The sequence below is a fragment of the Variovorax sp. RCC_210 genome (assembly GCF_041355175.1).
Classification (GTDB): Bacteria; Pseudomonadota; Gammaproteobacteria; order Burkholderiales; family Burkholderiaceae_C; genus Variovorax.
On sequence record NZ_JBFUPJ010000003.1, the window covers coordinates 314848 to 340034 of the forward strand.

The window sequence follows — 25187 nt, forward strand, 5'->3', positions numbered from 1 at the left end:
GGTCGGTGCGATCAGCGGCAGGCGCCGTGCCTCAGCCCCGCGCGATGCCCAGCCGCTTCGCCATGCGTGCGAGGTTGGCCGGGTCGATGCCCAGTGCGCGCGCCGCCGCGGCCCATTGGTGGCCGTGTTGTTCGAGCGCCTGCAGCACCATGCGCCGTTCCAGGTCCGCGACGGCGTCGCGCAGCCCGAGCGCCGCGGCCGGTGAGGGCACCGCGCCCGCCTGCGGGCTGGCGGCCGAGGCCGTGGCCGTGGCCGTGGCCGTGGCCGTGGCTCCCGCCGCGTCGCCCACGCCCAGCCCCAGGTCTTCCGCACCCAGCGTCAGGATGCGCGGCCGCTGCGCATGCCGCCCCAGCGCCTTCACCACGCTGCGGCCCAGCAGGTGCTCCAGCTCGCGCACGTTGCCGGGCCAGTCGTAGGCCAGCAGCGCTGCCTGGGCGCCGGCGTCGAGCCGCACCGCGCCCAGCCCCATGCGCGAGCGCGCCTCTTCGAGGAAGAAGCCGCCGATGGGCAGCACGTCGCGCCCGCGTTCGCGCAGCGGCGGCACCAGCAGCGGGTACACGCTGAGGCGGTGGTAGAAGTCGGCGCGCAGCCGGCCGGCGCGCACCTCGTCGGCCAGGTTGCGGTTGCTGGCGGCAATGACGCGCACGTCGACGCGGTGCTCGCGGTCGGAGCCCAGGCGCTGCAGGTGGCCGCCCTGCAGCACGCGCAACAGCTTGGCCTGCACCTGCAGCGGCAGCTCGGCCACCTCGTCGAGGAACAGCGTGCCGCCGTCGGCCAGCTCGAACTTGCCGCGGCGGTCGCCCACGGCGCCGGTGAAGGCGCCGCGCACATGGCCGAAGAGCTCGCTCTCGACCAGGTTGTCGGGCAGGGCCGCGCAATTGATGCTCACCAGCGGCCGCTTGGCGCGCGCCGAGGCGGCGTGCAGCGCCTGCGCCACCAGCTCCTTGCCGGTGCCGGTCTCGCCCTGGATGAGCACGCACAGGTCGGTGGGGCCGGCCAGCGCAATTTCTTTCATGAGCCGCTTGTGCGCGGCGCCGTGGCCGATGAGCTGGCGCGGGCCGTGGCCGCTGTGGCCAAGCTGAGCCGCGGCCTGCGCGTAGCTGTCGGCGCGCTGGCGCTCGTCTTCGGCGCGCGCCGCCAGCCCGTGCATGCGCGTGGCCAGCGCGACGGTGGCGGCGGCCAGGCTCGCGAAGGCCTGCAGCACGTCGAGCTCCACGCGCGAGAAGCGGCCGACGTCGAGCGCGTCCAGCGTCAGCACGCCCCAGGGCCGGCCGTCGACCTGCAGCGCGCAGCCCATGCAGTCGTGCACCGGCAGGTGGCCCTGCACGCCGTCGACCAGGCCGTCGAAGGGGTCGGGCAGGCCGCAGTCGGCCGCGAAGCGCACCGGGCCCGGCGCGGCCAGCAGTTGTTCGAAGCGCGGGTGCTCGGTGACGCGAAAGCGCCGGCCCAGGGTGTCGCCGCTCAGGCCGTTGACGGCCAGCGGCACCAGCCACGCGCCTTCGAGCCGCAGCATGGCGGTGGCGTCGCAAGGCAGCAGCACGCGCAGCGTTTCCAGCAGGCGCCGGTGGCGCTCGGCCTCGGGCAGGTCCTGCGCCAGGTCGGCCATGAGGGGGAGCAGGGCGGTGAGCAGGCTGGGCGGGGTCATGGGGCAGTCATTTTGACTGCCGGGCGGGAGGCGGGCGAGCTGCATCGGGGAGAGGCACTGCGCGGGGAAATGGATTGCGGGCGAGCCGGGAGGCCGGCTGTTGATTCGGCGGCACAAGTCTTCTGCGGCGCGGGGTGTTTTTCCGCGCAGGGCAAAGCCGCACACTTCGCCGGAAGGAGCCCGCACCCATGAACTCACCCGACCACATCCGCACGCCCACCGGCCATCTCATGGTGCTGCGCGAAGGCGCCGACGTCTTCGCGGCGCTGGAGCGGCTTGCGGTGCAAGAGGCGCTGCCCAGCGCGAGCTTCACGGGGCTCGGCTTCGTGCACGCGACCTTCGGTTTCTGGAACCGGGAAACCAGGCAGTTCGACCCGCGCACCTTTCGCGACGTCGAGCTGGGCAGCATGGTCGGCAGCATCGCGTGGAAGGAGGGCAAGCCCTCCATCCATGCCCACGGCGTGGCGGCGGGCAGCGACTTTCAGGCGGTCGGCGGGCACCTGCTCGAACTGCAGGTGTCCACGGGCTCGGTCGAGATCACGCTGGTCGTGCACGACCGCCAGCTGGAGCGCGCGCTCGACGCCTGCCTTGGCGCCAACGTGCTCAGGCTCTGAGGCAGCGGGTCAAAGCCTGATCGCCGGTCGGATGTCGGTCCGATGCCGGTCAGGTCATCGACCGGTTGCGCCCGCCCTGCTTGGCCCTGTACAGCGCGCGGTCGGCGGCCTCGATGAGCTTCAGCTCCCCGCCTTGCGCCTCGTTGCCGTGCAGGGTGGCGGCGCCCACGCTGGCGGTGACGCGGGCGTGCGGGCTGGCGCGGTGCGGAATGTTCAGCGCGTGGATGCGCCCGATCAGCAGGTCGGCGACGTTGCGGGCGCCTTCCAGCTCGGTGTTGGGCAGGATGATGGCCAGTTCCTCGCCGCCGTAGCGCGCCACCAGGTCGCCGGGGCGCTTGGCGCGGTGCTTCAGCGCGTCTGACACCGCCCGCAGGCAGCGGTCGCCCGCCACGTGGCCGTAGGTGTCGTTGTAGCGCTTGAAGTGGTCCAGGTCGAACAGCAGCAGCGACAGCGAAGTCTGTTCGCGCGCCGCCCGGCGGCACTCCAGCGTCAGGGCCTCGTCGAAGCTGCGGCGGTTGGCCAGGCCGGTGAGCGGGTCTTCGGTGGCCTGCACCTCCAGGCGGCGGTTGGCCTTCAGCAGCGCTTCGCGGGTGGCCAGGAGCGAGTCTTGCGCGCCCACGCGTTCCTTGATGTTGACGATGAGCCGGCGGCCCACGGCCGCCACGGCCACCAGCAGGGCCAGCACGACGCCCAGCGTGAGCAGCGCCTGGCGGCGCCAGCCCCGCAGCGCCTCGTCCTTGCCGAGCGCCACGGTGGTCACCACCGGGTAGCGGTCGCTCTTGCGGAAGGCGTAGAGCCGCTCGGTGCCGTCCAGTTCCGAGCGGAACGAGGCCGTGCCCGAGGCGCCGGTGTCCATGAAGTGGCGCTGGAAGTTGGCCGACCTGGAAAAGTCGCGGCCCACGTCCTGTTCGCGGTAGGGGTAGCGCACCAGCAGCTGCCCGGTGGTGGTGGCCAGGCTGATGGCGCCGCTGCTGCCGATGTCGATGGTGCCGAACGGCCGCAGGAAGTTCTCCAGGCCCAGCGTGACGACGGCCACGCCGGCGAACCTGCGCTCGCCGTCTTCCAGCCGCCGGCTGACCGTGACCACCCATTCGCCGGTGCCGCGGCTGCGGATTGGCGGGCCGATGTAGATGTCGCGCGAGGGGTTGTCCCGGTGGTAGACGAAGTAGGCCCGCGCCACGCTGCCGGTGCCCGTGAGCAGCCCGGCCTTGGACTGCATCAGCGGATCGCCCTGCGCGTCGAGGATCGACAGGCTGTTCAGCTGGTTCAGCAGCTGCTCCTGGCGCGCGGCCAGCAGCTGCATGCGCCGCAGGTTCTCGGGGCCCCGGCCTTCGGTTTCCAGCCGCTCGACCACGCCCAGCAGCACGATGGCGCTCTGGGCGAAGACGCCTTCGGCGTAGGTGTTCAGGGCCTGGGCGAGGTTGAGGTTGTTGGTGTCGATTTCGGCCAGCGTGCGCTTGTGCATGGCCCAGACCTGCCACACGGTGGCCGCCGACACGGAGATCACCACGGCCACCAGCAAAGACCTGGCGAGACGAATATCGCGCTTCACTTGCGCAAACCCCCGGACGAACTTGTTCTCATGGCTTTTCTGGCGCGCCCGTGGCGCGCAGCGTCTGGCTCGCGCTGCGCATTGCCGGGCAATTGGAGCCCCGGACTCTATCCGACGCGGGCGCGCCCCCGCCGCGGCGGTGCCGCCGGCGGGGTGCGAAAGCCGTTCTCCAGGGCGGGCCGCCCGGGCCCGGCCAGGCCCGGGCCCACCTGCGCTACTTCGCCGCCACCTTCACGAACACCGGGTTCGAATAAAACCACAGGTCGGCATAGTTGCGCGCGTTGATGGCGTTGAAGCGCGCCACGTGGTCGGCGCCGGTGGTCTGCGCGTCGGGCAGCGGCTCGCCGGCGGCGGTCTCGTTGGGCACGTCGGTGCCCAGGTTGGTGCCCCGCAGGCGGAAATACTGGTTGTTGCCGGCCTTCACGGTGTAGCTCACGGCGAAGTAGCCCTCGCCGTCCACCTTCCAGTCGGCGCGGGTGAAGCGCTTGAGCACCCGGGTCGAGGGGTTGGTGTCGCGCGAATAGCCCGGGGTGCCCGGCAGCTCGGGGCCGGTCACGTCGCCGGAAATCAGGTCGATGTGGTCGACCACCGGCTTCACGTTGGCGTAGATGCCGCTGCCAAGCTGGTATTCGAAGTTGTTGCGCTCGGGGCTCTTGAAGCGGATGGTGATCTTCAGGTCTTCGCCCGCGGTGGCGGCCACGTCGGAGCCCATTTCGCCCGCGCCCTTGGCGGCCTGCACCTTGAAGTCGAGCGCGTCGATCAGCCCCCCGTTCACCGCGAAGAGCTTGCCCGAGCGCATGGCCGAGAGCAGCGACTTCGGGTCCTTCACGTCGCCCCACAGGTGGTTCCTGGCGTATTCGCCGGGGGCGTAGCCGCTGCTGTACTGGCCTTGCGAGGTGGTGAAGTGGTAGTCGGAGTCGGCCACGTTCCAGATGCGCCGGCCTTCGGACAGCAGCGCGTCCCAGGTGCCGCCCAGCTTGGCGACGAGGTAGTCGACGCCGCCGTAGGTGCGCAGCGGCAGGGTGGCCGGGTCCGAAGGCACGCCCTTGTTGTAGCCGCCGCGGTCGGGCTCCATCTGGTTGCCGACCATGCCTTCGAGCGAGAACACGATGTTCGGCGCCAGGTCGTTCATCTCGCGCAGCTGGGCGGCGGTGTACGAGCCGGCGTTGCGCGAGGGGTGGTTGATCTGCAGGTAGCTGCTGTCGGGGTAGTTCTTCTTCAGCCAGGCAATGGCCGCCAGCGTCTCGGCGTGGGTGTTGTAGCCGGTGCCCGCCTTGGGGCCCCAGGCGGCGACGTCGTCGGCCGGGAACAGCGCGGCGTCGCGGTTGGTGAACAGGTATTCGAACTGGCTGGCGGCCTTCAGCGCGGCGTCGGACATGGGCTTGTCGCCCAGGATGCCCACGTTGCCGTGGTCGTGCGCCGGCATGTCCCACTCGAAGGACGCGAAGATGGTCTTGTCCGTGTACTTGCCGCCGGCCTGCAGCGCCTTGATGCGCGGCACCTGGTACTGGGCCAGGCCCTGTGAAAAGGGAATCTGCTTGGCCAGCTTGTTGCCGTCGTTGTCATAGGACGACAGGCGCAGGTGGTCCGACAGCGCCACCCAGTCCAGCCCGAAGCGGTCGAAGGCCTTGGCCAGCACCTGGTCGAGGGTGGAGATCTGCTGGGTGTCGTCCGACTGGATCGTGTGCACGTGCAGGTCGCCCACGGTCCAGCGGCCGGGTGGGGCGGTGGGGGTGGGGTCGACGGGCGCGGGATCGGCCGGCGCCACCACGACCGGCGGCGCAGGGCTCGTGGTGGGCAGCGGCACGAAGCCGGCGCCGTTGGAGCCGCCGCCGCAGCCCGCGAGCATCAGCGTGGCAACGGCCAGGGTGGAGAACAGGGAACGGCGAAACGGGAGCGCGGCGGGAAGGGAATGGGGAGCGAAGGGGTGCGGCATGACGAGGAAAAAAACGATGACAGGCGCGTGAAAAGCGTGCGCCCGCCAGGGCCGCAGAGTGTCGATTTACCTCGTGACGCTGGGATGAAAGCCAAACGAAAGTGCGTGCACCGGCGGCTTTAAATTTGGTCGGCAAAGCCCCGAAACGGGCCGTGAGCCCATGCGCCCTCTATAAACTGTGGCCCTTCCATGAATTCCAGCGCGCCCCCCCCTTCGCTTACCGCTTCCGTCGATGGCGAGGTGCTGTCCCGCATGGTGCGCACCGACCAGCTGGTCGCCATACGCCGCAGCGTGCTGGCCGCCATTCCGATCAACGTGGTGCTGAGCTTTACCGCGACGCTGGTGGCCCTGAACTCGGGCCGCGCGTTCGAGGGGCTGAGCTGGCTGCTGCTGTCGCTGGTGGTGAACGGGCTGCGCAGCTACGTGAGCCGCTGGGCCTTCGCTCCCTCGCCCGGCACGACGCCCGAGGCCGGCGTGGCGGCCTCGCCCACGGCCCGCCCGGTGGCGTCGCACCTGCGGCTGGCGTCGGCAATGGCCGCGCTGTCGGGCTGCGTGTGGGCGCTGATTCCGCTGCTGTGCCACGGCTACTCGTCGCCGCAGGCCGTGTTCTACCTCACGGTGGTGTGCGGCATCTGCGCGGGCTCGGTCACCTACGGCATCGCCTACGCGCCGGTGCCCATCAGCTTCATCACCCCGGCGCTGCTCTCGGTGGTCGGCTGCCTGGTGTATGCCGGCGGCTTCGACAACCTGGCCCTGGCGGCCATGGTGCTGCTGTACCTCGCGGCGCTGGCGCGCGGCGCCCTGCAGAGCGACAAGACCTTTCGCGACGGCAGCCGCCTGAAGAACGAAGCCACCGCGCTGGCCGGGCAGCTCAGGCAGGTTCACGCCCTGTCGCTGGACGCCACGCAGCAGCTGGCGTTTCGCGCCTCGCACGACTCGCTCACCGGCCTGCTCAACCGCGAAGGCTTCACCGAGGCCGCCACGCTGCACATCGCCGCGCCCGACGGCCGCCAGCACGGGCTGCTGCTGCTCGACCTGGACGGCTTCAAGGCGGTGAACGACGCCTTCGGCCACAAGGTCGGCGACCGGGTGCTGCAGGACGTGGCCGGCTGGCTGCGCCGGGAAATCGTCGACATGCAGGCCATCCTCGGGCGCTGGGGCGGCGACGAATTCGCGGTGCTCTACACGCTCAAGCCCGAGCGCCAGACGCCCACGGCCATCGCGCAGGCGCTGATCCGCTCCATCTCGTTCGCCACGGCGCACTACGGCGGGCACCTGGGCGTAAGCATCGGCATCGTCGTCACGGACGACGCGGACATCGCCGACATGATCAGCTTTGCCGACGAGGCGCTGTACGAGGCCAAGCGCACCGGGCGCAACCGCTTCCAGGTGTTCGACAGCGCGCTCAACCAGCGCCTCGCCACGCGCCGGGACGTGGAGCGCGACCTGCTGCATGCCATCGAGGCGCGCGCCATCGGCGTGTGGTACCAGCCGATCATGGCCAGCGACGCCCGCGAGGTGCACAGCCTGGAAGCGCTGATGCGCTGGAACCACCCGCGCCACGGCCACATCTCGCCCGAGGAAGTGATCTTCGCGGCCGCCAACACCGGCCTGGCCGAACCGCTGCTGCGCCACCTGGTGGACGAGGTGTGCCGCGGCATGCGCCAGCTGGAAGCCGCGGGCTCCAGCCTGGCGGGCGTGCCCATTGCCATCAACGTGTCGCCGCGCGAAATGGCGCAGCTGGCGGTCGACGACATCGTGCTGGGCCTGCTGAAGTCGCGCGGCATCGCGCCGCGCCGGCTGCAGATCGAGATCACGGAAGAGGTGGCGCTCGACACCCACGCCACGCGCAGCCGGCTGAGCGCGCTGTCGGCTGCGGGCGTGGCCATCGTGGTGGACGACTTCGGCGTGGGCTACTCGTCGCTGGCGTCGCTGCGCAGCGAGTACGTGCGCCAGGTCAAGATCGACCGCAGCTTCATCCTGGGGCTGTCGTCGTCGCCGGGCAACGTGGTGCTGGTCGATGCCATCGTGCAGCTCGGCCGGTCGCTGAACATCCAGGTCGTGGCCGAGGGCGTGGAAACGCAGGACGAGCTCGACGCGCTGCGCGCCCTGGGCTGCAAGCTGGTGCAGGGCTACCACCTGGCGCGGCCGGCGCCGCTGCCGGATGTGATCGCATGGGATGCGGCCCGCCTGCCGCTGGCGGTGACGGCCGCCGCGCCGGTGAGCGCGGCCTAGGCCTACCAAGCCCAGGCCTGAGATTTGAGCTTGTCGCGGCGCCTGCCGCGCGGCTTGTCCGGCCCGCACCGGGCCAGGCAGTAAAGATCAGGCCAGCAGGTCGCTCAACGTGCGCGCAATCACCTTGGTGGCGCGGCGCAGGTCTTCCAGCACCACGCGCTCGTCGCTGCGCTTGGCGTGCGACTCGAGCACGGTGCGCGGGCCGGCACCGTAGATCACGCCCGGAATGCCCGCTTCGCCGTACAGGCGCACGTCGGTGTACAGCGGCGTGCCCATGGCCTTGATGGGCTCGCCGAACAGCTCGCCGCCATGCTTCTGTATGGCATCGACCAGCGGCTTGTTGCCGGGCAGCGGCTTCATCGAGTTGGCCAGCAGCAGGCGCTTGATGTCCACGGTGATGCCCGTGCTCTCGGCGGCGGCATCGGCGATCACGCGGCGGATGTCGGCCTCGACCTCGACCGGGTTCTCCTCGGGGATCATGCGGCGGTCCAGCTTGAACACCACCTTGCCGGGCACCACGTTGGTGTTGGTGCCGCCTTCGATGCGGCCCACGTTCAGGTACGGGTGCGTGATGCCCTCGACCTTGGACGTGACCTGCTGGTAGCGCGTGTTCTGCGCGTACAGCGCGTTCAGGATCTTCACCGCGCCCTGCAGCGCATCGATGCCCGAGGTCGGGATGGCGGCGTGCGCCATCTTGCCGTGCACCGTCACTTCCATCTGCAGGCAGCCGTTGTGGGCAGTGACCACTTCGTAGCTGAAGCCGGCCGCGATCATCAGGTCGGGCTTGGTCAGGCCGTTTTTCAGCAGCCAGCCCGGGCCCAGGATGCCGCCGAACTCTTCGTCGTAGGTGAAGTGCAGTTCCACGCCGCCCTTGGTGGGCCTGGCCACCGCCTCGAGCGCGCGCAGCGCGAAGGTGAAGCTGGCGAAGTCGCTCTTGCTCACGGCGGCGGCGCGGCCGTAGAGGCTGCCGTCGGCAATCTCGCCGCCGTAGGGGTCGTGCGTCCAGCCTTCGCCGGGGGGCACCACGTCGCCGTGGGCGTTCAGCGCCACGGTGATGCCGTCGTTCCCGTACTTGCGGCGCACGATCAGGTTGGTGATCGATTCGAGCCCGTAGTCCTTCACGTCCTGCGCGGGCACGGCGTGCTTCTCGGCGTCGAGGCCGAAATCCTTCAGCAGCTCTGCGGTGCGCTCGGCGTGCGGCGCGTTGTTGCCGGGCGGAGTGTCGGTGGGCACCTGCACCAGTTGCTGCAGGAACTTCACTTCCTCGTCGAAGTGGGCGTCGATCCAGGCGTCGAGCTTTGCGTAGTCGGTCATGGTTGTTCTTCTGTGAATCAGTGGGCTTGGTCGGCGGCGAGGTGGTCGAGCAGCAGCTGGAAGGCTTGCACCGCCAGCTGGATGTCGTCGTTGGTGCTCGATTCGAGCGGGTTGTGGCTGATGCCCGAGTTGATGCCGCGCACGAACAGCATGGCCTGCGGCATCACCTCGTGCAGCTTCATGGCGTCGTGGCCGGCGCCGCTGGGCATGCGGAAGAGGGGAATGCCCAGCGCGTCCACGGCCTTCTCCCAGCGCTGTTGCCACGCCGGCGCGCTGGGTGCGGCGGCGGCGCGCATGGTTTCCTCGAGCTCGTAGCGCACGCCGCGGCGCTCGCAGATGTCTTTCAGCGCATTGACCACGTCGATGGCCAGCGCGTCGCGCTGCGCGTTGTTCGGCGCGCGCAGGTCGAGGCTGAACTTGCAGCGCCCGGGCACCACGTTGATGGAGCCGCTGGGCACTTCGAGCATGCCCACGGTGCCCACCGAGTCGCCGTCTTTCGCGGCGCGCTGCTCGGTGTACAGGATGAGCTCGGCCACCGCGGCGGCGGCGTCGCGGCGGCGGTCCATGGGCGTGGTGCCGGCGTGGCTGGCCATGCCGATGACCTCGCCCACGTAGCGCACGCTGCCGTTGATGGAGGTGACGATGCCCAGCGGCAGGTCGAGCTCGGTCAGCACCGGGCCCTGCTCGATGTGCACCTCGACAAAGCCGAGGTAGCGCGACGGGTCGCGCTGGATCTTCGGAATCTCGGCCTCGTCCAGGCCGGCATGGCGCATCGCCTCGCGCATGGTGACGCCGTCGGCGTCCTTCTGTTCGAGCCAGCGCGTGTCGAAGTGACCGATGAGCGCGCCCGAGCCCAGGAAGGTGGCCTTGTAGCGCTGGCCTTCTTCTTCGGCGAAGCCCACCACCTCGAAGGCGAAGGGCAGGCGCCGGCCCTGGCGCGCGAGCTCGCGCACGCAGGCCATGGGCACGAAGATGCCCAGCCGGCCGTCGTACTTGCCGCCGTTGCGCACGGTGTCGTAGTGCGAGCCGGTGAGCAGCGTGCGGGCGCCGGGCTGCGTGGCCTCGTAGCGGCCGACCACGTTGCCCACGGCGTCGATGTGCACCGAGTCGAAGCCCACGTCGCGCATCAGCGCGCTGATCTGCGCGGCGCAGGCGCGGTGCGCGTCGGTCAGGTAGGTGACGGTGAGCTGGCCTTTCTCGGCATAGCCCGGGTCGGTGTGCGCGGAGAGCTGTTCCTGCCAGTCCCACACGTCGTTGCCCAGCGTGAGGTCGGCGCCGAACTTGTCGTCCAGCCGGATCTCCGCGATGCGGTGGATGTTGCGCAGCGCCTCGCCCAGCTCGAAGGCTGGGTGGTGGTGCAGCCGGCGCGCGAAGGTGTCGATGATCTCGCGCTTGGCCAGGCCGGTGCCGCGCGGGCCGCGCACCGCCAGGATGAACGGAAAGCCGAACTTGGCGTTGTAGTCGGCGTTGAGCTGCTGGATGCGCGCGAACTCCTCGGGCGTGCAGTCGGTCAGGCCGGCCTTGCTCTGCTCGTTGGTCGACTCGGCCGTGAGCGTCTTGCTGACCATGGCCTTGCCGGCGAGCTCGGGGTGGGCGCGGATGAGGCCGATCTGCTCGTCGGTGGACGAAGCCGCCAGCGCCTGCACCATGGCGTGCTTCAGGTGCACGAGCGAGCGGAAGGGCCGCGCGGCCAGCGCGCGCTGGGCGATCCACGGCGAATGCTCGTAGATGCCGTCGAGCAGCGCGACGGCGGCGGCGGGCACCGCGGCATTGAGTTGGGCGATGGTGAGTGTCATGCGGCGGCTCCAGCTTCGAAGGGGTGCGCCTGCTTCCAGTGGCGCGCGATGTCGACGCGGCGGCAGACCCACACGCGGTCGTGCTGCGCGATGTGATCGAGAAAACGCTGCAGCGCCGTGATGCGCCCGGGCCGCCCGAGCAGGCGGCAGTGCATGCCGATGCTCATCATCTTGGGGCTGTTGTCGCCATTGGCGTCGCCTTCGGCGTACAGCGCGTCGAAGGTGTCCTTCATGTACTGGAAGAACGGATCGGCGTGCGAGTAGCCCTGCGGCAGCGCGAAGCGCATGTCGTTCACGTCGAGCGTGTAGGGCACGATGAGCTGCGGCGCCACCGTGCCGTCGGTCTTCTGCACCTTCATCCAGAAGGGCAGGTCGTCGCCGTAGTAGTCGCTGTCGTACTCGAAGCCGCCGTAGTCGGCCACCAGGCGGCGCGTGCGCGGGCTGTCGCGGCCGGTGTACCAGCCGAGGGCGCGCTCGCCGGTGAGCTTTTCGATGGCTTCCATGCCCAGGCGCATGTGCTCGCGCTCGGTGGCTTCGTCGATGTTCTGGTAGTGAATCCAGCGCCAGCCGTGGCAGGCGATTTCGTGGCCCAGTTCCTTGAAGGCGGCGGCGAGCTCGGGGTAGCGCTGCAGCGCCATGCCCACGCCGAACACGGTGAGCGGCAGGCCGCGCTTTTCGAACTCGCGCAGGATGCGCCACACGCCGGCACGCGAGCCGTACTCGTAGATGCCTTCCATGCTGATGTGCCGGTCGGGAAAGCTCGCCGGGTTGAACATCTCGGAGAGGAATTGCTCGGAGCCCGCGTCGCCGTGCAGCGTGGCGTTCTCGCCGCCTTCCTCGTAGTTCAGCACGAACTGCACCGCGATGCGCGCGCCGCCGGGCCATTGCGCGTGGGGCGGGTTGCGGCCGTAGCCGACGAGGTCGCGGGGGTAGGGCAGGGTGGTGTCGTAGACGGTCATTGCGGTCGGTGCATTGAGGGGCCGTTCAGGCCAGTGCGAGCGAGATGTCGTTGGTGGGAACCTTGCGGTCGAAGGTGAGGTTGGCCTCGACGTGCTCCAGGTGTTCGGTCATGAGGCGCACCGCGCGCTCTTCGTCGCGGGCGGCCAGCGCCTTCACGATGTCGGCGTGCTCGTCGTTGGAGTGCTCGGCCGCGCTGGTGCTCTGGTACATGAGCGTGATGAGGGCGCAGCGCGAAATGAGCTCGCCCAGTATTTGCGCCAGCACCGTGTTGCCCATGAGCTCGGCCATGCGCACGTGGAAGTCGCCCAGCAGCTCGGTGCGCCCCGAGACATCTTCGCCCGACACCGCGGATTTCTCGAGCGCCACGTGCTCCTTCAGCGCCTTGATCTTGGCCGGGGTGACGGTGCGCACGAACTCGCGCGTCATCTCGGCCTCGAGCATGCGGCGCACCTTGAACACCTGCTTGGCCTCGTCGACCGCGGGCGCGGCCACGAAGGCGCCGCGCGCGGGCTCCAGGCGAATGAGCTTGTTCTGCGAGAGCTGGAACAGGGCCTGCCGCACCAGCGTGCGCGACACGCCGAAGTGGTCGGCCAGCTTCTGCTCGGCCAGCTTGGTGCCGGGCTGAAGCCGGTGCTCGACGATGGCCTTGGTCAGCGCGTCGACGATCGAACGGGTGGTGGAGGACTCCATGTTTTTCATGATAGACCCAAAGGCGTGAACTGTATACACTTTTGTCCACCGGAATATCAAGTGATTTTCCGATCCTTTCGACCACCCACCGATCCGGCTTCCGGACTTTCAAGGAGCGCCCCATGGGCCTGAGCACCCACGTACTGGACACGATGCACGGCGGCCCCGCCGCGGGCATGGAGGTGGCGCTGTACACCACCGACGGCGACGCCGCCACGCTGGTGAAGCGCTTCACGCTGAACGCGGACGGCCGCAGCGACGGCCCGCTGTACGACAACAATTCGCTGAAGGCCGGCACCTACCGGCTGGTGTTCGACGTGGCGGGCTACTTCAAGGCGCGCAACGTGACGCTGCCACAGCCCAACTTCCTGAACAAGGTGTCGCTGGACTTCGGCGTGGCGCACACCGACCAGCACTACCACGTGCCCCTGCTCGTGAGCCCGTGGAGCTACTCCACGTACCGCGGCTCCTGAGGTCAGTCGCCTTGCTGCTGCCCTTCGGTCAGGGTGTCGAGCTGGAAGCGCCCGCTCTCGTCCCACAGCCAGGTGTCGGTCCACGTCACCGCGCCGAGCCGCGTGGCCGGCGGAAAGGGCGAAGCCTGCAGCACCGCGCGCTCGATCTCGGCGATGACCTCGGGCGCATGCTGCGGCGCGCGCAGCCAGCGCATGCCGCGCACCTTGCCGCCCGCGTCGAGGTTTACCTCGAGCGTGCCGACGGCGTACAACACCGGCGGCAGCTGGCCCTTGTAGATGCGCGAGCGGTTGGTGTCGTAGATGTGGCGCGCCGCGTCGCGGCGGTATTCGCGCGCGGTGGATGCACTCGATGCGCGTGGCGCCGGGCCGCTGCCCACGGCCACGTTGGTGCCGCTCAGCTGGCCCGGCACGGAGCCGGTGGAGCCGCAGCCGGCGAGCCACACGGCGGAAAGAACGGAGGCGGCGAGTGCAAGGCGGCGGAGCGTAAGCTGGCGATTCATCGCCGGGTTTATACCGTGAGTCTTCATGGCCCGGGCAACCGAAGGTATCGCTCATGAGTGGCGCAGTCGACCAGTTGCTCGCGCGTCTTCGCCATGAAGACGGGGTGCTGGTGCGCGTCGAATCGACGCAGGGCTCTGCGCCGCGCGAGGCCGGCACCTGGATGGCGGTGTGGGCCGACGGCCTCACGGCCACCATCGGCGGCGGGCAGCTCGAGTTCCAGGCCACCCGGGAAGCGCGCGAGCTGCTGGCCGGCACCCGCGCGCCGTTCGACGGCATCCAGCGCTACCCGCTGGGCCCGAGCCTGGGGCAGTGCTGCGGCGGCGTGATGTTCCTGTCTTACCAGCGCATCGGGGCGGCCGATGCGCCGGCGCTGCAGCGCGAACTGGTCGCGCGGCTCGAGCCCCTGGCGCTGTTCGGCGGCGGGCATGTGGGGGCGGCGCTGGCGCGCCTGCTGGCCGCGCTGCCGTTTTCGGTGCGCTGGATCGACAGCCGCGACGGCGTGTTTCCCGAGCAGCTGCCCGCCCAGATCGACACCGAGCATTCCGAGCCCGTGCAGGACGCCGTGGCCGCGCTGGCGCCGGGCAGCCGCGTGCTCATCATGAGCTTCAGCCACGCCGAAGACCTCGACATCGTCATCGCCTGCCTGAAGCGCCTGCGCGAACGCAACGACCTGCCGTACATCGGCCTGATCGGCAGCAAGACCAAGTGGGCGACCTTCAGCCACCGGCTGGAGGCACGCGGCTTCACGGCCGCCGAGCTGGCCCGCATCACCTGCCCGATCGGCGTGCCCGGCATCACCGGCAAGGAGCCCGAGGTGATCGCCGTGGCGGTGGCGGCACAGTTGTTGCAATCGCTGGGTTGAACAGGGTTTTCCCGGCGAAGCCGCCCCTAAATAATCACGCCGATTCGTGCCAAAACTGTATACACTTTCGGTCCACAACAAGCCGCAGCGGAGCGAGGCCCATTTCATGGAGCCTGCGTTCGCGGCACTTTCTCTGCTTACAGTGCCCGCGGTGGTGAGCAGGCTGAAACCCCTTCCCGGCGCCCCCACGCGCCGGCTGGGTTGAGAGAGAGCACATGGAAAGCTACTACCTCGACTGGGCGAACCTGCTGCTGCGCTGGGTCCACGTCATCACCGCCATCGCATGGATCGGCGCCTCCTTCTACTTCGTGATGCTGGACAACAGCCTCGAGAAGCCGCAGGACCAGGAGTCGCTCGACAAGGGCGTGGGCGGCGAGCAATGGGCCGTGCACGGCGGCGGCTTCTACAACATGCAGAAGTACGCGCTGGCGCCCAAGAAGCTGCCGGACCACCTGCACTGGTCGTACTGGGAGAGCTACAGCACCTGGATCACCGGGTTCTCGCTGTTCACCATGTCGTACCTGTGGAACGCGAGCACCTACCTCATCGACAAGTCGAAGATGGACTGGCAACCCGGCGCCGCCATTGCCGTGGCGCTGGCCTTCTTCGTCGTGTTCTGGATGGTGTACGACGGCATCTGCCAGGTGTTCGGGCGCCGCAAGAACGGCGACACCATCGTCGGCGTGCTGATTGCCGTGTTCATCGTCTTCGCGACCTGGCTCGCCTGCCAGTGGTTCGCGGGCCGCGCGGCCTTCCTGCTGGTGGGCGCCATGATGGCCACGACCATGAGCGGCAACGTGTTCTTCTGGATCATTCCCGGCCAGCGCAAGAACGTGCAGGCCCTGCGCGAAGGCCGCCCGGTCGACCCGGTGCACGGCCAGCGCGGCAAGCAGCGCAGCGTGCACAACACCTACTTCACGCTGCCGGTGCTGTTCGCGATGCTCAGCAACCACTACAGCTTCACCTACACGCACAAGTACAACTGGGTGGTGCTGCTGCTGATCATGCTCGGCGGCGCGGCCATTCGGCAGTTCTTCGTGGTGCGCCACCGCTTCAAGCTGGGCAACGCGGGCAACCCGATTCCCTACGCGCTGGTGGGCATCGTGGTGCTGGGCCTGACCATCGTGTGGATGAAGCCGGAGCCCGCGGCGGCGCCGGTGGCCTCCGCTGCCGCGCCCGTGGTGCCGTTCGCGCAGGTGCAGAAGGTGCTGGAGCAGCGCTGCTTCATGTGCCACGGCCCCGCGGTGCAGATGAAGAACGTGCGCGTCGACTCGCCCGAGCAGGTGGCCGCGCATGCGCAGGCGATCTATCAGCAGGTGGTGGTCACGAAGATCATGCCGATGAACAACGCCACCGGCATCACCGACGAGGAACGCGCGCTCATCAGCCGCTGGTTCCAGGCCGGCGCCAAGACCAACTAGACCGAGACAACCAAGGACCGGCGGGGGCGGGTCAAGGTCCGCAGCACAATCGCCGGACTGGAGACAAAAGCAGCCATGACCGCACCGACACCGGGCTTCGGCCCCACCCACGCCCCCGATCCGCGCGACAACCCGCGCGCCTTCCTCGAACATCTCTACCGGGTGGCGGTGGACCGCGCGCTGCCGCTGTCCACGTTGGGCGCGCACCTGCCCCAGCCGCCGGACCCCAAGAAGGGCCGCACGCTGGTGCTGGGCGCCGGCAAGGCGGGCGGCTCGATGGTGCAGGCGCTCGAAGCGCTGTGGCCGGCCGACGCGCCGCTGTCGGGGCTCGTCGTCACGCGCTACGAGCACATTCCGCCGCGCCCCGAGGGCGTGCCGCAGCGCATCGAGATCGTGGAGGCCGCGCACCCCGTGCCCGACGCGGCCGGGCAGCAGGCCGCCGAGCGCATGCTCGCGCTGGCGCAGGGCCTCACGGCCGACGACCTGGTGCTGTGCCTGATTTCGGGCGGGGGCTCGTCGCTGCTGGTGCTGCCGGCCGAAGGCCTCACGCTGGCCGACAAGCAGCGCATCAACAAGCAGCTGCTCGACAGCGGCGCCGGCATCGGCGAGATGAACTGCGTGCGCAAGCACCTGTCGCGCATCAAGGGCGGACGGCTGGCCGCGGCCTGCGCGCCGGCCCGCGTGGTCACGCTGACCATCAGCGACGTGCCGGGCGACGACGCCGCGGTCATCGCCAGCGGCCCGACCGTGCCCGACGCCACCACCTGTGCCGACGCGCTGGCCATCCTCGACCGCTACGGCATCGAGGTGCCCGCGCCGGTGCGCGCCCGCCTCGAAAGCGGCGAACTCGAGACGCCCAGGCCGGGCGACGCCGTGTTCGAAGGGCACGAAACACACATGATCGCCACGCCCCAGCAGTCGCTCGAGGCGGCCGCCAAGGCGGCGCGCGAGGCGGGCGTGGAAGCGCACATCCTCAGCGACGAGATCGAAGGCGAATCGCGCGAGGTCGGCAAGGTGCACGCCGCGCTGGCGCGCGCCGTGGCGCACCGCGGCGAACCGTTCGCGCGGCCCTGCGTGATCCTGTCGGGCGGCGAAACCACGGTCACCATCCGCCCCCGCCAGCCCGGCCAGGCCAAGGGCCGGGGCGGGCGAGCGGGCGAGTTCTGCATGGGCCTGTCGGGCGCGCTCATGGGCCAGCCGCAGGTCTGGGCGCTGGCGGCCGACACCGACGGCATCGACGGCGTGGAAGACAACGCGGGGGCCTTCGTCACGCCCGACACGCTGGCGCGCGCCACCGCCGCGGGCCGCAAGCTGTCGGACCACCTCGACCGCAACGACGCCTACGGTTACTTCGATGCCATCGGCGACCTGTTCGTGACGGGGCCCACGCACACCAATGTCAACGACTTCCGGGCATTGCTGATCTTGTAAGCGGGGGGTTCCGAGGCTGTTCCGGGGCTGTTCCGGGGGTGTTCGCGAGCGCCGCGCGGGCATTGTGAACTCGGGTTAATCTATGGCCCCGGCAGCCCTGATGCCGTCTTGGCCGCCGTTGTCTACAGCGCATCCCCCGGGGGATGCCGCGCCGGACACCCAGATTCCCCTTTTTCACACCCAAGTCCTCGAAGGAAAAGTTCGCATGACCGCCACCTACACCGACACCCGCCTGCTGATCGACAACGAATGGGTCGACGCCACCGGCGGCAAGACGCTGGACGTCGTGAACCCCGCCACCGGCAAGGCCATCGGCAAGGTGGCGCACGCCAGCATCGCCGACCTCGACCGCGCCCTGGCCGCTGCACAGCGCGGCTTCGACAAGTGGCGCAACACCCCCGCCAACGAGCGCGCCGCCGTCATGCGCCGCGCCGCCGGCCTGATCCGCGAACGCGCCGGCGACATCGCCAAGCTGCTCACGCAGGAACAAGGCAAGCCGCTGGCCGAAGCCAAGGGCGAAACGCTGGCCGCCGCCGACATCATCGAATGGTTCGCCGACGAAGGCCGCCGCGTATACGGCCGCATCGTGCCCTCGCGCAACCTGGCCGCGCAGCAACTGGTGCTGAAGGAGCCGCTGGGCCCCGTCGCCGCGTTCACGCCGTGGAACTTCCCCATCAACCAGATCGTGCGCAAGCTCGGCGCGGCGCTGGCCACCGGCTGCTCGTTCCTGGTGAAGGCGCCCGAGGAAACCCCGGCATCGCCCGCGGCGCTGCTGCAGGCGTTTGTCGACGCCGGCATTCCGCCCGGCACCGTGGGCCTGGTGTTCGGCAACCCCGCTGAAATCTCGAACTACCTGATCGCCCACCCGATCATCCGCAAGGTCACCTTCACCGGCTCGACCCCGGTGGGCAAGCAGCTGGCCGCGCTGGCCGGTTCGCACATGAAGCGCGTGACCATGGAGCTGGGCGGCCACGCCCCGGTCATCGTCGCGGAAGACGCCGACGTGGCCCTGGCCGTCAAGGCCGCCGGCGCCGCAAAGTTTCGCAACGCGGGCCAGGTCTGCATTTCGCCGACCCGCTTCCTGGTGCACAACAGCCTGCGCGAAGAATTCGCCCGCACGCTGGTGAAGTACACCGAAGGCCTGAAGCTCGGCGACGGCCTGGCCGAAGGCACGACCATCGGCCCGCTGGCCAACGCCCGCCGCCTGACGGCCATGGCGCATGTGCTGGACGACGCGCGCAAGAAGGGCGCCACCGTGGCCGCCGGCGGCGAACGCGTGGGCGACACCGGCAACTTCTTCGCCCCGACCGTGCTGACCGACGTGCCGCTGGACGCCGACGTGTTCAACAACGAACCCTTCGGCCCCATCGCCGCCATCCGCGGTTTCGACACGCTGGAAGAAGCCATCGCCGAAGCCAACCGCCTGCCGTTCGGCCTGGCCGGCTATGCGTTCACCAAGTCGATCAAGAACGCGCACCTGCTGAGCCAGAAGCTCGAGCTGGGCATGCTCTGGATCAACCAGCCCGCCACGCCGTCGCCGGAAATGCCTTTCGGCGGCGTGAAGGATTCGGGCTACGGCTCTGAAGGCGGCCCGGAAGCGCTCGAGGCTTACCTGAACACCAAGGCCGTGTCGATCCTGGGCGTTTGAGCCCCGATTGTCGAATCACTCTTCGGCGGCAGCGTTCCAGAAGGCCTGCTGCACGCCGTCGAGGCTTTCCAGGTCTTCGATGACCCGGTCGAGCTCCGCGGGCTCGACCGCCGTTGCATACAGCGTCGCACCGATCTCGGTGTCGGCCGGCCCGAACGGGTGCTGGTCGACATCGCGCACCGGGTAGTTCGCGGCCTCCAGCAACAGCAGCAGCTGGTCCATCACTTCGGGCCGCGCCGCGCGCGAACAGATCACGCGCACCACATACGTCGCTTCGCTCGACTCTTCGCTGATCGGTTGCCGGTTGATGCGGTTCACCACCGGCCGCAGCAGCGTGTTGCTGGCCAGCACGAACAGCGCCGCGATCAGCGCCTCGCCCAGCAGATCGGCCCCGGCGCAGGCGCCCACCGCCGCCGACCCCCACAGCGTGGCCGCCGTGTTCAGCCCCGTGACGTTGGCGCCTTCCTTCATGATCGCGCCCGCGCCCAGGAAGCCGATGCCCGACACCACATAGGCCACCACGCGCACCGCGCCGCCGCTGCCGTCGAGCCGGTTGGCCATGTCGACGAACACCGCCGCCCCCACCGCCACCAGCGTGTTGGTGCGCAGGCCCGCCGTGCGCTGTCGCACCTGGCGCTCCAGCCCGATCAATGAGCCGAGGATGAATGCCGCCGCCACGCTGATGAAGGTGTCGAGCAGCGAGTGCAGGTTGATGTTCTGGATGGCTTGCATCGAAGGGTTCCCTCTTGTCGTGGCTGTCGCTGCAGCCGTTGTTGTAGCCGTCTTTGTCGATTTCGTTCGTGTCGTTCAACCGGCCGCTGGCGCATCGCCGGCCTGGCGCTGCACATGCTCGCGCCAGTTGCGCTTTTCCACCTTACGCACGTTCGGCACCTCCGCCAGGTGTGACAGGTAGGCGGCCAGCAAGGGCAGCTCCGCATCGCCGCGGTCGCCCACGAACTCCTGCACCGTCACCAGGTTCCCGTAGCTCCGGGCGTACTTCGATGGCGTGTCGTCTACGGCGATGATCGATTCGAGCGCGTAGCCCCGCGATTTCAGTTTCTGCAGGTTCTTGATCGTCTGGTAGCCGCCGGTCGTGAAATCTCGCGACGTCGTGCAGCGCGCGCTCGACCAGAGAAACGCCAGCGTGCCGCTCGGAAAGATCCGCTCGACCACCTGCGACGCATAGATTTCGCCGGACGCCGTCCACACGCCCACCTCGAACTGCGCGAGCACGGCGCTCACGAAGTCGGACAGATGCGGTCGCAGATGCACGCGGTAGGGGCCGACGCGAAAGTCCTCGTCGTGGCCTAGCGCGTGCTCCGTCGCATGGATCAGCGTTTCGTCGAGGTCGAGCACCAGCAGTTTGCGTGTCTTGGGTGTCATTTGCGTGTCTTGTCGGAAGCCAACGCGTGCATGTTAGGGGCGCGATCGCGCTGGCGGCCTGTTCACACGCCCCGGACAACAGCCTCAAGAAGGGTCACTGCCACCCATACCGCCGCGCATACCACCCCTTCATTGCCTGCGTGAGCAACGCATACCCGACGAGCATGCCGATCAACCAGGGGAAGTACATCAAGGGCAGCGCCTCCAGCTTGAAGTAGTGCGCCAGCGGCCCCATCGGCAGCCAGATGCCCACCGCCGCGATGGCCCCGCCCATGATCAGCAGCGGCCATGCCGCGCGGCTTTGCAGGAACGGGATCTTGCGCGTGCGAATCAGGTGCACGATCAGCGTCTGCGACAGCAGCCCCTCCACGAACCAGCCCGACTGGAACAGCGTCTGGTGGTCGACCGTGTTCGCCGCGAACACGTGCCACATCACCGTGAACGTGAGGATGTCGAACACCGAGCTCAGCGGCCCGAAGAACACCATGAAGCGCCCCAGGTCCGCCGGGTTCCAGCGCTGCGGGCTCTTCAGGAATTCGTCGTCCACGTTGTCGAACGGAATCGCGATCTGCGACACGTCGTACAGCAGGTTCTGCACCAGCAAGTGAAGCGGCAGCATCGGCAGGAACGGCAGGAATGCGCTGGCCACCAGCACCGAGAACACGTTGCCGAAGTTGGAGCTCGCCGTGAGCTTGATGTACTTCAGCATGTTCGCGAACGTGCGCCGCCCCTGGATCACGCCTTGCTCCAGCACCATCAGGCTCTTCTCCAGCAGGATGATGTCGGCCGACTCCTTCGCCACGTCCACCGCGCCGTCCACCGAGATGCCGATGTCCGCCGCCCGCAGCGCCGGCGCGTCGTTGATGCCGTCGCCCATGAAGCCCACCACATGGCCGTTGGCATGCAGCGCGTGCACGATGCGCTCCTTGTGCGCCGGCGTGAGCTTGGCGAACACCTGGTGCGCCTCCACCACCAGCCGCAGGTCGGCCTCGGCCATGTCCTCCACCTCGCGGCCCAGCACGATGCGTCCCACCTCCAGGCCCACGTCGGCGCACACCTTGCGCGTGACCAGTTCGTTGTCGCCCGTCAGCACCTTCACCGCCACGCCGTGCTCGGCCAGCGCACGCAAGGCTGGCGCCGTCGATTCCTTCGGCGGATCCAGAAAGGCCACGTACCCCAGCAGCGTGAGGCCCGACTCGTCAGCGACCCCGTAGGCCGGCTTCTGCGCCTCGGTCTTCAGCGCGCGGCTGGCCACCGCCACCACGCGCAGGCCCATTGCATTCAGCTCCGACGCCACGCGGTGGATGCGCGAGAGCACCTCGGCGTCGAGCGCCAGCACCTCGGCCCCACGCTCCACCGACGTGCACACCGACAGGATTTCTTCGAGCGCGCCCTTGCAGATCAGCAGGTGCTCGCTGCCGCCGTTGGCCACCACCACCGACATGCGGCGGCGCGAGAAGTCGAAGGGCACCTCGTCGATCTTGCGGTAGGCCGTTTGCAGGCGCGTTTCCAGCTGCATCTCGGCGTGGCTCAGCACCGCCTTGTCGAGCAGGTTCTTCAGCCCCGTCTGGTGAAAGCTGTTGAGGTAGGCGAACTGCAGCACGTGGTCGGAGTCCTCGCCCCAGGCGTTGGTGTGGCGTTCGAGCACGATGCGGTCCTGCGTGAGCGTGCCTGTCTTGTCGGTGCACAGCACGTCCATGGCGCCGAAGTTGTGAATCGCTTCCAGCCGCTTGACGATCACCTTCTGGCGCGACATCACCACCGCGCCCTTGGCCAGCGTGGCCGTCACGATCATCGGCAGCATCTCGGGCGTGAGGCCCACCGCGATCGACAGCGCGAACAGCGCCGCCTCCCACCAGTCGCCCTTGGCCACGCCGTTGATCACCAGTACCAGCGGCGCCATCACCAGCATGAAGCGAATCAGCACCCAGCTCACCCGGTTAATGCCCGCCTGGAACGCGCTGGTGCCGCGGTCGGTGGCCGTCACGCGCTGCGCCAGCGCGCCGAAGAAGGTACGGTCGCCCGTGTGCACGATGAGCGCGCTGGCCGTGCCGCTGATCACGTTGGTGCCCATGAAGAGCAGGTTCTCGCGCTCCAGCACGCCCGCGTCGTGCGCGCCGCGGTCGACCACGAACTTCTCCACCGGCATGGCCTCGCCCGTGAGCGCCGACTGGCTGATGAACAGGTCCTTGGCGGTCAGCAGCCGGCAGTCGGCCGGGATCATGTCGCCGGCCGACAGCGCGATCACGTCGCCGGGCACCAGGTCGCGCATCGGCACCTCCACGCGCACCGTGCCGGTGTGCGTGGTGTCGAAGCCTTCGTCGCCCGCCGCGCCGGCCTTCTGCCCGGGCGCGGGGCGCAGCACCGTCGATGTGTTGCTCACCATCGCCTTGAGGCGGTCGGCGGCCTTGTTGGAGCGCGACTCCTGCAGAAAGCGCAGCACGGTCGACAGCACCACCATGCTGCCGATGACCAGCGTGGCCTTCATGTCTTCGGTGACGTACGAGACCAGCGCCAGCACCGTCAGCAGCAGGTTGAACGGATTGCGGTAGCACTGCCACAGGTGCTGCCACCAGGGCAGCGGTTGCTCGTGGCGCACCTCGTTGCTGCCCAGGCGCTTGCGCAGCACCTGCGCATGGCCTTCGCTCAGGCCGCGCGGCGAGCTGTCGAGGCGGACCAGCATTTCGCCGGCATCGGTGCGCGAAGCGGTGTTCAGCGCCTTCGCGATGTCGGGCGGCATCTGCAGCGAGCCGCCGGAGACGGGCTTCGAGCCCAGCAGCGATTGCCAGCGCTCGAAGTGATGCAGCATGTGGCGGCTGCGCAGGAAGCTTTCAAAGAAAGACTTGAGGACGTTGTTCATGGGGTTCTCCTTCGGGCGGCCGCCGCCCGCCCGGGAGAACCTCCGGGCATCAACCAGCCGGAAGCAACCCCTTGCGAAGCGCGACGGCGTGCCGCGGTTTTGCAATCGATCGAAGCGAAGGGGGCGCGCTACGGCGCCAACGAGAGGCTGGTTCCATGGTGTGCTCCTGGGCTGCGAGGCGTGGTGAAGAAGAAGGGCGAGAGGAAGGTGCCGCTGCGCTCAGCGGCGCAGGCCGTGGGCGGGCTGCAGCACCAGGAAGCTGCGGATGCGGCGCGTGGTCCACAGCGCAGCGGCCTGGTCCAGCGCGCCTTCGACGGCCGGTGCGGCCACCGGCACGGCAGCAGCAGCAACTGCCACGGGCGTGTCGACGGGCACGTGCGCCGACGCACGAGCGCGCAGCGGTTCGTGGTGTGGCTGACGACGAAGATGAAAGTGACGCATGACAAGGCTCCTTCGCGTTGAAGGAAACCTCGCGCACGGACGCACGCAAGCTGACTGAAAAAGTCAGTAACGAGACGACGGGATTCGGAAGGGGGAGAACCGCTTGCCGCCGAGGGCAAGAGGGTCACGCTGCGTGCACGACGGCCACGCAGCGCAAGGGAGCCTGCGCTAGAGAGCCGGGTGTGTCACGCCTGCCGAGGCACGCGTCTTGTCACTGATCCAACTGGCACTGTCCACGCACGGGGCTCCGAAATGAAGATTGCCAATTGTTGCACCGCGGCATGAAATGCGTCAACCCTTCAGCTGAAGTCCCCGCGCTGGCGCCAGGGTGGTTATCGCCTCGCTGTTGCGTTTGCGCCGCAGTGCGATCGCGCTTCACGACGGCGGATGGATCGGTGGATCGAGCTCTTCGCGCAGCGCTTTTCGCTGGGCGAGCACGTCCGACAGGTTGGCGTGGAAGGCCTCCACGTCGGGCATGCGAAAGCCGATCCAACCCAGCCCCGGATGCCGCGCGTTCAGGATCAGGTGGCCGTCAGCCTGCATGGTCCATTGCCAGGCGGGGCCGTCGACTTGCGGCGGCTCCTTCACCAGCATCGGCAGCTTCTCGGGGAAAGCGGGCTCCATCGAGCGGCGCGTTTCGGCCAGCACGCGGATGAGGCGGTCGAAGGCTTCGGCCGGTAGCGTCTCGCCGAAGGTCGACCAGTTCGCGAGGTCGGTCCCGTCTTCATGCGTCAGTTCGACGGTCATGAGTTTCATGCGTGGCTCCATGTGAGGCTTGTGTCGGTCAATGAGACCGACGGCTGGCAGCTGAGAATGATGGACTTCGAGGTGCTGGCCGATGGGCCATTGCCGATGGTTCGTGAAGGACGCAGGCTTACCCGGTGGGGCCCACGCAACGTCGCCGCACGAGAGAAACACACAGCCAGGTTGTCGATAAAGATGAGAAAAAAATCGATCTTGTTTATTTGCACCGGCAATATTTGCCGTTCCCCCACGGCCCACACCCTGCTCATGCACAAGGCCCGCGCCGCCGGCTTCGATGTCGAGGTCGACAGCGCCGCCATCTCCGACGAAGAGCGCGGCAACCCGCCCGACCGCCGCTCCGTCGCCGAGGCCAAGCGCCGCGGCATCCAGATGCATGCCCATGCCGCGCGCCAGGTGCGCAAGGCCGACTTCGCGCATGTCGACATGCTCATCGGCATGACAGCCCAGCACTGCGCCGCGCTGCGCAGGCTCGCACCCGCGGGCACCGCGGACAAGGTGCACCTGTTCACCGAATTCGCCGACGGCATCGAGGGCGACGTGCCCGACCCGTGGTACGGCGGCCAGCAGGACTTCATCGAGGTCTTCGACCTGATCGACCACGGCGTGGACGGCCTGCTTGCCAGGCTGCAGGCCGAAGCCTGAAACCCTCTGACGCGCCGA

Annotated in this window: 21 protein-coding genes; 8 read left to right on the plus strand and 13 right to left on the minus strand. The window is 68.9% G+C overall.

What is annotated here, in order from left to right; translation table 11 throughout:
* Positions 1–31: 31 nt before the first annotated feature.
* Positions 32–1645 carry a nitric oxide reductase transcriptional regulator NorR gene (gene norR, locus AB6807_RS13495; protein WP_371084966.1) on the minus strand — a complete coding sequence of 538 codons (1614 nt, stop codon included), beginning with the start codon at positions 1643–1645 and terminating at the stop codon, positions 32–34.
* 188 nt (positions 1646–1833) lie between these two features.
* On the opposite strand from norR, the gene AB6807_RS13500 reads away from it, so the two are divergent.
* Complete coding sequence (locus tag AB6807_RS13500; protein WP_286514923.1) at positions 1834–2259, plus strand: PPC domain-containing DNA-binding protein; 426 nt, start codon at positions 1834–1836, stop codon at positions 2257–2259.
* Positions 2260–2308: 49 nt separating this feature from the next.
* On the opposite strand, the gene AB6807_RS13505 is transcribed toward AB6807_RS13500, so the two are convergent.
* Positions 2309–3811 (minus strand): diguanylate cyclase, encoded by a 1503-nt coding sequence (locus AB6807_RS13505; protein ID WP_371084967.1) that lies wholly within the window; start codon positions 3809–3811, stop codon positions 2309–2311.
* Between the two features lie 214 nt (positions 3812–4025).
* Positions 4026–5747, minus strand: a complete 1722-nt coding sequence (locus AB6807_RS13510) for an S-layer protein (RefSeq protein ID WP_371084968.1) — start codon at positions 5745–5747, stop codon at positions 4026–4028.
* Positions 5748–5936: 189 nt separating this feature from the next.
* On the opposite strand from AB6807_RS13510, the gene AB6807_RS13515 reads away from it, so the two are divergent.
* Positions 5937–7982, plus strand: coding sequence for a putative bifunctional diguanylate cyclase/phosphodiesterase (locus AB6807_RS13515; RefSeq protein ID WP_371084969.1), 2046 nt, complete (start codon positions 5937–5939; stop codon positions 7980–7982).
* Positions 7983–8069: 87 nt separating this feature from the next.
* On the opposite strand, the gene AB6807_RS13520 is transcribed toward AB6807_RS13515, so the two are convergent.
* From AB6807_RS13520 to AB6807_RS13535, 4 genes are read right to left on the minus strand one after another with little or no spacing between them, the layout of a single operon-like run.
* Complete coding sequence (locus AB6807_RS13520) at positions 8070–9296, minus strand: ArgE/DapE family deacylase (protein WP_371084970.1); 1227 nt, start codon at positions 9294–9296, stop codon at positions 8070–8072.
* 17 nt (positions 9297–9313) lie between these two features.
* Entirely contained in the window at positions 9314–11092 is a 1779-nt protein-coding gene (gene uraD, locus AB6807_RS13525; RefSeq protein ID WP_371084971.1) for a 2-oxo-4-hydroxy-4-carboxy-5-ureidoimidazoline decarboxylase, read from the minus strand.
* Positions 11089–12051 carry an allantoinase PuuE gene (puuE, locus tag AB6807_RS13530; protein WP_371084972.1) on the minus strand — a complete coding sequence of 321 codons (963 nt, stop codon included), beginning with the start codon at positions 12049–12051 and terminating at the stop codon, positions 11089–11091. Before puuE ends, uraD begins: the two co-directional genes overlap by 4 nt.
* A gap of 25 nt (positions 12052–12076) precedes the next feature.
* Positions 12077–12751: a GntR family transcriptional regulator gene (locus AB6807_RS13535; RefSeq protein ID WP_116913396.1), complete on the minus strand. Its 675-nt coding sequence runs from the start codon at positions 12749–12751 to the stop codon at positions 12077–12079.
* Positions 12752–12864: 113 nt separating this feature from the next.
* Here AB6807_RS13535 and uraH point away from each other — a divergent pair, with 113 nt between their 5' ends.
* Entirely contained in the window at positions 12865–13215 is a 351-nt protein-coding gene (uraH, locus tag AB6807_RS13540) for a hydroxyisourate hydrolase (RefSeq protein WP_116913395.1), read from the plus strand.
* A gap of 2 nt (positions 13216–13217) precedes the next feature.
* Here the strand turns inward: uraH and AB6807_RS13545 are convergent, their stop codons facing one another.
* On the minus strand, positions 13218–13715 hold the full coding sequence (locus AB6807_RS13545) for a hypothetical protein (RefSeq protein WP_207786832.1): 498 nt from the start codon (positions 13713–13715) through the stop codon (positions 13218–13220).
* 53 nt (positions 13716–13768) lie between these two features.
* Here AB6807_RS13545 and xdhC point away from each other — a divergent pair, with 53 nt between their 5' ends.
* The 4 genes from xdhC to AB6807_RS13565 all read left to right on the plus strand — a co-directional run bounded on the left by xdhC (position 13769) and on the right by AB6807_RS13565 (position 19078).
* Complete coding sequence (gene xdhC / locus AB6807_RS13550; RefSeq protein WP_371084973.1) at positions 13769–14578, plus strand: xanthine dehydrogenase accessory protein XdhC; 810 nt, start codon at positions 13769–13771, stop codon at positions 14576–14578.
* A 215-nt stretch (positions 14579–14793) separates the two neighbouring features.
* Complete coding sequence (locus AB6807_RS13555) at positions 14794–15999, plus strand: urate hydroxylase PuuD (protein ID WP_116913392.1); 1206 nt, start codon at positions 14794–14796, stop codon at positions 15997–15999.
* A gap of 75 nt (positions 16000–16074) precedes the next feature.
* Positions 16075–17430, plus strand: coding sequence for a glycerate kinase (locus tag AB6807_RS13560; protein ID WP_371084974.1), 1356 nt, complete (start codon positions 16075–16077; stop codon positions 17428–17430).
* Positions 17431–17635: 205 nt separating this feature from the next.
* A complete protein-coding gene (locus AB6807_RS13565; protein WP_116913390.1) occupies positions 17636–19078 on the plus strand; it encodes an NAD-dependent succinate-semialdehyde dehydrogenase in 1443 nt (480 codons plus the stop codon).
* 15 nt (positions 19079–19093) lie between these two features.
* Here AB6807_RS13565 and AB6807_RS13570 read toward each other — a convergent pair whose 3' ends face one another.
* From AB6807_RS13570 to AB6807_RS13590, 5 genes are all read right to left on the minus strand, one after another.
* Positions 19094–19810 carry an MgtC/SapB family protein gene (locus tag AB6807_RS13570; RefSeq protein WP_116913389.1) on the minus strand — a complete coding sequence of 239 codons (717 nt, stop codon included), beginning with the start codon at positions 19808–19810 and terminating at the stop codon, positions 19094–19096.
* A 75-nt stretch (positions 19811–19885) separates the two neighbouring features.
* A complete protein-coding gene (locus tag AB6807_RS13575; protein WP_371084975.1) occupies positions 19886–20461 on the minus strand; it encodes an HAD family hydrolase in 576 nt (191 codons plus the stop codon).
* A 94-nt stretch (positions 20462–20555) separates the two neighbouring features.
* Positions 20556–23321 carry a magnesium-translocating P-type ATPase gene (mgtA, locus tag AB6807_RS13580; protein WP_371084976.1) on the minus strand — a complete coding sequence of 922 codons (2766 nt, stop codon included), beginning with the start codon at positions 23319–23321 and terminating at the stop codon, positions 20556–20558.
* Between the two features lie 219 nt (positions 23322–23540).
* Complete coding sequence (locus tag AB6807_RS13585) at positions 23541–23762, minus strand: hypothetical protein (protein WP_286514938.1); 222 nt, start codon at positions 23760–23762, stop codon at positions 23541–23543.
* Positions 23763–24137: 375 nt separating this feature from the next.
* Positions 24138–24518 carry a hypothetical protein gene (locus AB6807_RS13590; RefSeq protein WP_371084977.1) on the minus strand — a complete coding sequence of 127 codons (381 nt, stop codon included), beginning with the start codon at positions 24516–24518 and terminating at the stop codon, positions 24138–24140.
* 183 nt (positions 24519–24701) lie between these two features.
* Here AB6807_RS13590 and AB6807_RS13595 point away from each other — a divergent pair, with 183 nt between their 5' ends.
* Positions 24702–25169 carry a low molecular weight protein-tyrosine-phosphatase gene (locus AB6807_RS13595; RefSeq protein ID WP_371084978.1) on the plus strand — a complete coding sequence of 156 codons (468 nt, stop codon included), beginning with the start codon at positions 24702–24704 and terminating at the stop codon, positions 25167–25169.
* The last annotated feature ends 18 nt before the right edge of the window (positions 25170–25187 follow it).